The organism is Sodalinema sp. (assembly GCF_046483825.1).
GTDB lineage: Bacteria > Cyanobacteriota > Cyanobacteriia > Cyanobacteriales > Geitlerinemataceae > Sodalinema.
In genome coordinates this window covers 1-2,962 of record NZ_JAWOCL010000244.1, presented here as the reverse complement: position 1 = coordinate 2,962, position 2,962 = coordinate 1, and the positions used below count along the sequence as shown (strand labels likewise).

Annotated in this window: 3 protein-coding genes; all 3 read left to right on the top strand. The window is 50.3% G+C overall.

Features of this window, described 5'->3' with window-relative positions; genetic code table 11:
• On the top strand, positions 1-1,107 hold a 1,107-nt coding region (locus R6U67_RS15480), incomplete at its 5' end, for a type IV pilus twitching motility protein PilT (protein ID WP_410253381.1).
• 110 nt (positions 1,108-1,217) lie between these two features.
• Entirely contained in the window at positions 1,218-1,976 is a 759-nt protein-coding gene (locus R6U67_RS15475) for a circadian clock KaiB family protein (protein WP_410253380.1), read from the top strand.
• Between the two features lie 6 nt (positions 1,977-1,982).
• Positions 1,983-2,687 carry a hypothetical protein gene (locus R6U67_RS15470; protein ID WP_410253379.1) on the top strand — a complete coding sequence of 235 codons (705 nt, stop codon included), beginning with the start codon at positions 1,983-1,985 and terminating at the stop codon, positions 2,685-2,687.
• Positions 2,688-2,962: the final 275 nt, after the last annotated feature.

The window sequence follows — 2,962 nt, the reverse complement described above, 5'->3', positions numbered from 1 at the left end:
CCCCAACAGGCGACCCCCCGCCGTGGACCCGGCCCGAGTCCCGGACATCCCACCATGCGGGAGATTATCCAACGGGCTGAAGAAGAAGGCTACTCCGACGTTCACGTGGGCGTAGGCGAAGTCCCTCGCTATCGCGCCCGAGGTGACATCGCCCCCACCGAATGGCCCGAAACTGATCTCGATACCTTCATGAGTTGGATGCGGGAACTGATGAGTGACGAGGAAATTCGTCAGTTTCAAGAAAACTTGGACTTTGATGGTGCTGCCGATTTAGGCTTTGTTCGGGTTCGTATTAACGCCTTTGATAGCCTCGCCGGTCCGGCGATCGTTTTGCGTCTCATTGGTGCCGAAATCCTCACCCTAGAACAATTACGGTTGCCCGAAGTCTTCAAAAGCATCAGCTTAGACTATCACAAGGGACTGGTTCTCGTGACGGGACCAACCGGTTCAGGGAAATCAACCACGATGGCGGCGATGATTGATTACATCAATCGCAACAAAGCCTATCACATTATCACCATTGAAGACCCAGTTGAGTTTGTCCATAAAAGCAAAAAATCCCTCATCAAACACCGGGAAGTCGGAACCCATACCCATAAGTTCTTTAATGCCTTAAAAGCTGCATTACGGGAAGATCCAGACCTGATTCTCGTCGGAGAAATTCGGGATAAGGAGACCATGAATATTGCCCTAAAAGCGGCATCCACAGGTCACTTAGTCATGGGAACCCTGCACACCAATAGTGCGGTAAAAACCATTGAACGGGTGATGGGGATGTTTCCCCCCGCAGAACAGCCCGCCTTCCGGGTGGCCCTAGCGGAATCTCTGATTTCTATTGTTGCCCAGGGCTTATGTAAAACCACCGACGGCAAGCGAGCGGCATTCCACGATATTCTCATTGCAACTGATGCGGTGAAAGAATATGTGATTCAAGGTAAGCTCGATGCGATTACTGATGTCATGCTCCGGTCAGAGTTTGATGGGATGACGACCATGAATAAAGCTCTGTTTGAACTATATCAAGAAGGTCGGATTACTGAAGAAATTGCCCTTGAAAAATCACCCACTCCCAATGAAATGGCACAGTTCCTACGGGGTCGCGTCTAATCGGGTCGCGTCTCAGAAATTTTCGGGAGCAAATTGTTGTAAACAACGGCTCGAAAATCGATACAAAAAGCAAGCTCGTTTAGATCGACTTAGAAATGGCATATGATGTCATGACTAATGATGTCAGTTTGGGCGCGTCGGAACCGTTTAAGGGCTTAGTTCTGTTTACACCCGGCGGGGATATCGTCTATGCCATTGAACCCCATCTTCGCGATCGCTGGCATCTACAACTCTGTGTGGCGGTTCAGGAGGCCTTAGGACTTCCCGAACCGCCACACTTTCTCGTCCCTTGCTATAGTGCTACCATCGATCGCTATCTCAACCCTCACACGCAACAGATAGAGACCATTGCTGAAGCCATGCTGGGGGTTTGGCGGTATCGCAGCCTACTCAGCCTCCTTTTTGAACTTCAAGACACAACCTGGGAGTTAAAACCCAGTTCCCCAGAACTCTGTAACCCCCTGGCCCTAGAGACGTATCGTCATGAGTTTCCCCAATTGTGGCAAAATCATGATCTGGTGCTGCGAGTGAACCAACATAACGGCCAACATCGCCGCCAAGATGGCCCGGATTTGCTGTTTCCAAACTCCTCAGATTCTGAAACCAGTGGCTATGTCTTCCGCCTCTTCATTCGTGGCGACAGTTCCAATACAGAAGAAACCTTACTACGATTGCATTCAATGCTCGATCGCGCTCTAGGCCATCCCTACACCCTCAAGGTCATTGATGTCCTCAAACACCCGCAACAAACCGAACGCGATCGCGTCTCAGCCACTCCAACGCTCATCCGCGTCTGGCCGCAACCCATACGACGAATTGTCGGCGAAATGAACGACCTCGATCTAATTTTTAAACTCGTCCATCGTTAAGCCAAGATGAATCAGGAACAGGTAACAGCCAGCCAAGAACACCCCCAACAAGTGGCCCCCAGTCTCTCGCGTCTCGGCCAACTCTTCTACGGCCAAAATATCCTGGGTCATTCCCGATTAGACCAAGTCCTCATCACCGTCCTCACCCTACTCCTAGGAGTCATCCCCCAACCCGCTGCGGCGCAAGCCTCACCCCGGTTAACCCCTCAAGATTGTGAGCAATTGCACGCTGGCATGACTCAAGCCGAACTCGATGCCATCTTAAATGATTTAAACATCGAACCGGAGCGAGAAACATCATCTCCTGGAAATAGCCTGTTGCAGTGGATTGATGAAGACTCAGGAGCCGTATTGTTAGCCGTTCTCCGCAATCAAACTGTGGCTGAACTCTCTTGCTTTGGAGTCAACCCTCAAGTGACTGAAAACCGCCCAACTCATCAACTCTGCGCCCAAGCCGAAATTGGCATGACCCTCGACGAAACCCGACAAGCCTTAGGGTCTCCCGGAGAACCCGTTGCAACTGATAGTAGCTTATCCGAAGGACTCCTCTGGCAATGGACTAATCCCGCTCGCCAAGAAGTGGCCATCCTCGCCTTTTCTAGTTTCAATGTCTTATCAGGAAAAACCTGCTTTTTTAGCCAAATGGAAGACGAGGCAACTCTACAAATTCCTGATTTTATCGAGGGTTTTGATGAGGTTGAAATTCCCTAGTTGAAAACGGCCGATACACTGAACATCGCCTTTCCCTGTTCTATCAGATACGACCGCCTATCTGTTCCGGTGTTCCCTATTCCCTATTCCCTGTTCCCTATTCCCTGTTCCCTATTCCCCGTTTACGAAAGTAATACGGGAGTCTGAAAGCCCCGTCAATTTATTGCGGGGATGAAAGACGACCCGACCGGCTTTAGCCGCCTTGCTTCCCTATTGTACCTGTTCTCAGGTAAACTAAAAGCAATGATGTCGTCAGCAAAAGATGAAAGCTCGAT

Bases quoted from the DNA above. Each gene is read 5' to 3' on its own strand.
- R6U67_RS15475 (WP_410253380.1), top strand. From the start codon at position 1,218: ATGACTAATGATGTCAGTTTGGGCGCGTCGGAACCGTTTAAGGGCTTA.
- R6U67_RS15470 (WP_410253379.1), top strand. From the start codon at position 1,983: ATGAATCAGGAACAGGTAACAGCCAGCCAAGAACACCCCCAACAAGTG.